This is a genomic window from Achromobacter sp. (genome assembly GCF_032113835.1).
Classification (GTDB): Bacteria; Pseudomonadota; Gammaproteobacteria; order Burkholderiales; family Burkholderiaceae_B; genus Achromobacter.
In genome coordinates this window covers 33,077-39,445 of sequence record NZ_DAMCTG010000049.1, presented here as the reverse complement: position 1 = coordinate 39,445, position 6,369 = coordinate 33,077, and the positions used below count along the sequence as shown (strand labels likewise).

The following is a 6,369-nucleotide window of genomic DNA, read 5'->3' as shown; positions in this document are numbered from 1 at the left end:
CCATATCCTTCTCCGGTTGAGGTCAAACTGACGAAACACCGCCCGCGAGCACGGGGTAAATCAGTCCGGTGTTTCGACGCTACAGGCTGATCGTGACCGCATTGTGGAAAACCCGTATTGATGAACGTCAAGAAGGTGGAGAACAACGCTTGTGGAAAACTCGTCCTGGGCATTATGCTCGTCGCCCCCGTGGCGGGGCAAGCGTGCGAGTGTTGCATCGGCGCGAACCAATCGGGACACGACGGAGTTCGTTTTGCCCTGCAAAAGGCCGCAATTGTTCCGGGAAACGGCGCTAATGCAGGCGCGTCAGCCCAAGGCCAGGCGTAGCTGTTCGTCCAGATGCAGCGTGGGCGTGACGCGCCATCCGCTCTGGGCGTAGCGCAGCCAACGCCCCAGGACAAGATGTGTCAGCAGGCTGGCGTGCGCGGCAACGTTGGCTTCCTGCGGCAGGCCGCCGTCGGTGATGGCGATGCGCAGCGATTGCTTCAACGACGCCTCGATGCGGTCGTTGATGTGATTGATGCGCTCCTGCAGGCGGTTGTCTTCCGTGACCAGCGCATCGCCGGTCAGCACCCGCGTCATGCCCTTGTTGCGTTCCGAGAAGGTCAGCAGCATGGCGACCGTCTTGTGGGCCTGCGGCAGTCCGTAGGGCTCGGCGGTGGCGATCTGATTCACCAGCGTGAAGATGCTGGTTTCGATGAACTCGATCAGTCCTTCGAACATCTGCGCCTTGCTTGCGAAGTGCCGGTACAGGGCGGCTTCGGAGACTTCGAGGCGCGCGGCGAGGGCGGCCGTGGTGATGCGGGACGCGTGCGGCTGTTCCAGCATTTCGGCCAGAGTCTGCAGAATCTGGGTCTTGCGCTCGCCGGGTTTGCTCGCCATGGAAGGGACTGCTTCGCGCAGGATGACGGGTGGAGGGGATGCTGCGTGCCGTCAGCCCCGCAGGGGGCGTCGGCGTAACAATAAATCACTGACGCAGTTTACCCGCAAGTCGACGTACGCCGGGCGGTGCGAGCGTCCGCGTCCGAAGGGCGTGCCGGGGTGATACACGTGGACCGTCTTCAGGCCGGCCAGGCGGGCGCCCCGCAGATTGGCCAGCGTGTCTTCGACCAGCACGGCGCGGTGGGCGGGCACGCCTTCGCGCGCCAGCACATAGCGCAGCAGCGCTGCGGAGGGCTTGGGCCGGAACTCGCCGTGCAACCGCATGTGCTCGATGGCCCACAGGCTGTCGAACTGGCGCAGGATGCCAAGATGCGACAGAACGGACCGCGCGTAGTGCAGCGGCGCGTTGGTCAGCAGCACCTTGCGGCCGGGCAGGCGGCGCAGCTTGTAGGCCAGGGCCTTTTCCGAGCGCATCAGCGGTGCGACGTCGAAGTCGTGGCTGCGATGCAGGAACTCGTGGGCATCGACGCCGTGGTGGCGCACCATGCCGATCATGGTCGCGCCGTAGCGCTTCCAGTATTGTTTGCGCACGAGGTTGGCGGCATCCACGTCCACATTCAGCGCCTCGGCCACCGCCATGGTCATGCCGTGGTCGATCTGGGAGAAGATGGCGTGCGAGGTGTCGTGGAGCGTGTTGTCCAGGTCGAACAGCCACAGGCGCTCGGGCGCGCCGGTGGCAATCCCGCGGGAGCGGCGCATCCGCACCGCGGGCCGCAGCAGCTGGCGTCGCGCTTGCATCATGAGGCTCGCGCGGCGCGCCGTGCTGCGGGGGTGTGCTTCATCAGTGCGAGCTGATCATCGTGCCGACGCCCTGGTCGGTCAGGATTTCCAGCAGCAGGCAGTGCGGCACGCGGCCGTCGACGATGTGCACCGAATTGACGCCGTTCTTGGCGGCGTCCAGCGCGGACGAGATCTTGGGCAGCATGCCGCCGGAGATCGTGCCGTCGGCAAAGAGCTCGTCGATGGTCTGGGCCGACAGGCTGCGCAGCAGCTTGCCGCCCTTGTCCAGCACGCCCGGGGTGTTGGTCAGCATGAGCAGCTTTTCAGCGCCCAGCACTTCGGCCATCTTGCCGGCGACGACGTCGGCGTTGATGTTGTAAGCCGTGCCGTCCTCGCCATAGCCGATGGGCGAGATGACGGGGATGAACTGGTCGTCCTGCAGCGCCTTGACGACGGCCGGTTCGACCATCGTGATGTCGCCGACGAAGCCGATATCGATGGGCTCGGACGGGTTGTCCTTGTTGGCCATCAGCTTTTTCTGGGCCTGGATCAGGCCACCGTCCTTGCCGGTCAGGCCGACGGCTTTACCGCCGACCTCGTTGATCATCATGACGATGTCCTGCTGGACCTGGCCGCCCAGCACCCATTCCACGACTTCCATGGTCTCGGCGTCGGTGACGCGCATGCCCTGGATGAAGGTGCCTTGCTTGCCGATGCGGCGCAGGGCGTCATCGATCTGCGGACCACCACCGTGGACCACCACCGGGTTCAGACCCACCAGCTTGAGCAGCACGACATCGTGCGCGAAGCTGCGCTGCAATCGCTCTTCCGTCATGGCGTTGCCGCCGTACTTGACCACGATGGTCTTGCCGTGGAATCGTCGGATATACGGCAGAGCCTCGGACAGCACGGCGGCTTTGACGGCGGGAGACGAAACGGCAGCAGGGTCGGGGGTGTCGGTCATGGCAGCTAAGTCGGCAGATAAATAACAGAAAAGTTGATGGGCGTGAAAAAAATGCCTGCACAAGAACGCGGTTGGAACGCGGCTAGCGCAAGCATACGACGGATTGTAGTCCCCACAGGTTTCTTATGCTGCAAACCCATGTCCTTATGCCCGACAAATAACGGGCATTCAGGTAAATTGGGGGCGTTTTCACAACGGCACGCCCCGCAAAAGGGGGCCTGCCCGAACCTGCGGGGCATCGATCCCCGATTTTCACCATATAAGAGGCAAGACATGCGTTTGAACTTTGTCCGTTCCGCCCTGGCGGCGTCGGTCCTCCTGGTTGCCGCCAACGCGGCCCACGCCGAAAAAGTGGTCGTGGGCGCCACGCAGGTGCCGCACGCCGAGATCCTTGAAGTGGTCAAGCCCAAGCTGGCCAAGGAAGGCGTGGAGCTCGACATCAAGGTGTTCAGCGACTACGTGCAGCCCAACCTGCAACTGGCGGACAAGCAGCTGGACGCCAACTTCTTCCAGCACAAGCCGTACCTGGAAAGCTTCAACAAGGACCGCAAGGCGACCCTCGTGCCGGTCGCGCTGGTCCACGTCGAGCCGTTCGGCGGCTACTCCAAGAAGATCAAAAGCCTGTCCGACCTGAAGGACGGCGCCACGGTCGCCATTCCCAATGACCCGTCCAACGGCGGGCGCGCGCTGGTGCTCCTGCAAAAGCAGGGCGTCATCAAGCTCAAGGACCCGGCCAACATCCTGGCGACCGCCGCCGATGTCGTCGAGAACCCCAAGAAGCTGAAGTTCCGCGAACTGGAAGCCGCCATGCTGCCGCGCGCGCTGGACGACGTGGACCTGGCGCTGATCAACACTAACTACGCGCTGGAAGCGGGCCTGGTGCCGACCAAGGACGCCCTGTTCATCGAAGGCGCCGATTCGCCGTACGCCAACGTGCTCGTGACCCGCAGCGACAACAAGGACGCGCCGGGCATCAAGAAGCTGGTCGACGCGCTGCATTCGCCGGAGGTCAAGACCTTCATCCAGGAGAAGTACAAGGGGGCGGTGGTTCCCGCTTTCTGATGCGCGGAGCGCGGGCGGCTGCAACCGTCCGCACTGTGCAATCAGTGCGCTTCATGTAAGAAGCTGGCCGCCCGTCAACGGGCGGCTTTTTTATGGCGAAGGTGTCAGACACCCTTGTGGCGGCGCGTCCATTCGGCGATCTTGCCTGACGGGTGTCAGACACCTGGAAGCGCATGCAGCGACAGAAGCGGGCGCACCTCCAAAAAAATCGCCCGCTTGCGGCGGGCGATTTCTTGATTTTGCGCCGATACGGCGGATCAGCCGGCGGCCAGGGCCTTTTCCACCGTGGCGTGGAACTCGGCCTTGTCGTATTCGCCGAGGTAACGCTTGATGATGTGTCCCTCTTTGTCGATGAGGAACGCCGTGGGCGTCAGGCGGATGTCGCCGAAGGCGCGCGCGATCTCGCCCTTGGTGTCCAGCGCGACCGGGAACGGCAGCTTGCGGGTTTCGGCGAAGTTGAGCACGAAGTTGGGCGGGTCGTAGTTCATGGCGACCGCGATGGCTTCATACCCCTTGTCCGCGTACTCGTTGTAGGCGGAGATGGTGTCGGGCATCTGCTTCACGCATGTCACGCAACTGGTTGCCCAGAATTTGACCAGCACGACCTTGCCGCGCAGGTCCTGCATGGAGAAGGTCTTGCCTTCCAGCGTGGTGAAGGTGACGTCGGGTGCGGTCTGGGCCGGGCGCATGGCGAACCAGGCGCCGATGCCGACCGCCACGAGAACTGCGAGGGCTACGATGGCTTTTTTCATTTGATGGGCATTGCTTCGACGCCGCTGCTCGTGCCGCCGGCGCCAGCCGCGTTGTCGGTGGCCGGACCGGTGCCGGTTTCGATGGGCGCCTTGCTTTCGGTGGTGGCGGGTTTGGAGCCGCTGCCGGACAGACGGATGGCTTCTTCGCGGCTGATGATTTCAAAGAGCTTGACTACCTTGGTCACGCCGCCGACGTCCGCGGTGGCATTGGCGGCGTAGTCGCCTTCGGCTTGCGTGACCTTGCCCATCAGGTAGACGACGCCGCGGTCGGTGGTGACCGCGATGGTGCCGGAGGGCACGTACTTGGTGTTGAGCAGGGCCGTTTTGACCTTGGAAGTGAGCCAGGTGTCGTTGGAGCGCTGGCCGAACGACGCGATGGGGCCGACGTTGAGTTGGTTGATGACCTGCTTCACGTTTTCCACGCTTTGCGCGATGGCGGTGGCCTGGTTCTTGGCTTCCTCGGAAGGGACATCGCCCGTCAGCAGCAGGTGGCCGCCGTAGGCCATCGCATTGACGCGGGCCGTGTCGCCCAGCTTCTGGGAGATCTGGTTCTGCGCCTTGAACGCCATGTTCTGGTCTTCAAGCTGGACGCCGGACGTGCGGCGGTCGGTGACCACGACCGCCGTGGTGGCGGCGGCGCCGCCCACGATCAAGGGCGCGCAGGCCGTCAGCGAAAGCGCCGCGGTGGATAGCGCGGCGGCAAGCATCAGCGGGCGGACTGCGGGTCTGGCGTCAAGAATCATTCGGTGTCTCCAAGCAGAAGAGCGTCGATGCCGTCGCACAGCGCGTGCAGCAGCAGAATATGGACTTCCTGGATGCGCATGGTGCGATCGCTGGGAACACATAGATGGACGTCCATCGGGGTAATGAGTTCCCCCATGACGCCGCCGCCCTTGCCGGTCAGGGCCAGGACGTGCATTTCGCGGGCGCTGGCCGCTTCCATGGCGCGGACCACGTTGGGCGAATTGCCGCTGGTGGAAATGGCCACGAGCACGTCTCCGGCCTGCCCGAATGCGTTCACTTGCCGTTCGTAGACTTCGTCAAAGCCGTAATCGTTGCCGACCGCCGTGAGGATCGAGGTGTCGGTGTTGAGCGCAATGCCCGCGAGCGGCAGGCGTTCGCGTTCGAAGCGGCCCACCAGTTCCGCGATGAAATGCTGCGCATCGGCGGCCGAGCCGCCATTGCCGCAAGCCAGTATCTTGCCGTTGTTCGCCAGGGCGCCGAACAGCACGTCCACGGCCACGGCCAGCGGTTCGGCCAGGACGTTCATGCTTTGTTCGTGAGCGGCCATGGCGTCGCGAAAGTGCGACGTCATACGAGAGGTCATATCCATGGGCGCGATTATCTCACGGGGCCGGGCCGTGGTTATGTCCTTGCGCAACGAGGACGGGGCAAGGCGGGCAGCATCATGGCAGCCAGAATGCGCCGCGCAGCCAGGCCGGGTCGCCGCCGTCGAAAACCACGGCGTCGAAGCGGGCGGGCGGGGACAGGCCGCGCCAGTGACGGCGGGCCAGTTCGGGCAGCCAGAGCGCCGCCGCCCGGGCAAGCCGCGCCTGCTTGTCGCGGCCGATGCTGGCGGCGGCGCCGCCGAAGCGGATGCTGGCGCGCGCCCGGACCTCGACGAACACCAGCGTGTCGCCGTCGCGCATGGCCAGGTCGATTTCTCCGGCACGGCACGACAGGTTGCGCGCCAGCAGCGTCAGGCCTTGCGCCAGCAGCAGGCGCAGCGCGGCCGCTTCGTGGTGGTCGCCGCGCCGCTGGGTGGGCGAGCGGCGCGGGGGCGGGCGGTCGGCAGGCAGTCGTTCAGTGCGCCGCCGGCGTTTCGCGGCGCGGCGGCGGGCGGCCAAGGCAAGTTCGCAGGCCAGGCGCAGGGTGTCGTCCGTCATGGGATTCCGAAAGCAGCGTGCACAGGCGGCTACACTGACATGG

The 6,369-nt window shown here is 64.8% G+C and carries 8 protein-coding genes; 1 reads left to right on the top strand and 7 read right to left on the bottom strand.

Going from position 1 to position 6,369, the window contains the following annotated elements:
* Nucleotides 1-306 precede the first annotated feature (306 nt).
* Genes slmA through argB form a run of 3 tightly spaced genes read right to left on the bottom strand, consistent with a single transcriptional unit; the run spans nt 307 to nt 2,626 of the window.
* On the bottom strand, nt 307-882 hold the full coding sequence (slmA, locus tag RT697_RS17260; RefSeq protein ID WP_063956148.1) for a nucleoid occlusion factor SlmA: 576 nt from the start codon (nt 880-882) through the stop codon (nt 307-309).
* Between the two features lie 51 nt (nt 883-933).
* Nucleotides 934-1,680 (bottom strand): pyrimidine 5'-nucleotidase, encoded by a 747-nt coding sequence (locus tag RT697_RS17255; RefSeq protein ID WP_313700482.1) that lies wholly within the window; start codon nt 1,678-1,680, stop codon nt 934-936.
* Between the two features lie 43 nt (nt 1,681-1,723).
* Nucleotides 1,724-2,626 (bottom strand): acetylglutamate kinase, encoded by a 903-nt coding sequence (gene argB, locus RT697_RS17250; RefSeq protein ID WP_013396740.1) that lies wholly within the window; start codon nt 2,624-2,626, stop codon nt 1,724-1,726.
* Between the two features lie 273 nt (nt 2,627-2,899).
* On the opposite strand from argB, the gene RT697_RS17245 reads away from it, so the two are divergent.
* Entirely contained in the window at nt 2,900-3,688 is a 789-nt protein-coding gene (locus RT697_RS17245) for a MetQ/NlpA family ABC transporter substrate-binding protein (RefSeq protein ID WP_056560303.1), read from the top strand.
* Nucleotides 3,689-3,945: 257 nt separating this feature from the next.
* Here the strand turns inward: RT697_RS17245 and RT697_RS17240 are convergent, their stop codons facing one another.
* The 4 genes from RT697_RS17240 to RT697_RS17225 all read right to left on the bottom strand — a co-directional run bounded on the left by RT697_RS17240 (nt 3,946) and on the right by RT697_RS17225 (nt 6,326).
* Nucleotides 3,946-4,440 (bottom strand): peroxiredoxin family protein, encoded by a 495-nt coding sequence (locus RT697_RS17240; RefSeq protein WP_056560300.1) that lies wholly within the window; start codon nt 4,438-4,440, stop codon nt 3,946-3,948.
* Nucleotides 4,437-5,183 (bottom strand): BON domain-containing protein, encoded by a 747-nt coding sequence (locus tag RT697_RS17235; protein ID WP_313700474.1) that lies wholly within the window; start codon nt 5,181-5,183, stop codon nt 4,437-4,439. The genes RT697_RS17240 and RT697_RS17235 overlap by 4 nt, the downstream gene beginning before the upstream one ends.
* Entirely contained in the window at nt 5,180-5,773 is a 594-nt protein-coding gene (locus RT697_RS17230) for a phosphoheptose isomerase (protein WP_056560293.1), read from the bottom strand. Before RT697_RS17230 ends, RT697_RS17235 begins: the two co-directional genes overlap by 4 nt.
* 73 nt (nt 5,774-5,846) lie before the next feature.
* A complete protein-coding gene (locus RT697_RS17225) occupies nt 5,847-6,326 on the bottom strand; it encodes a YraN family protein (protein ID WP_313700472.1) in 480 nt (159 codons plus the stop codon).
* Nucleotides 6,327-6,369: the final 43 nt, after the last annotated feature.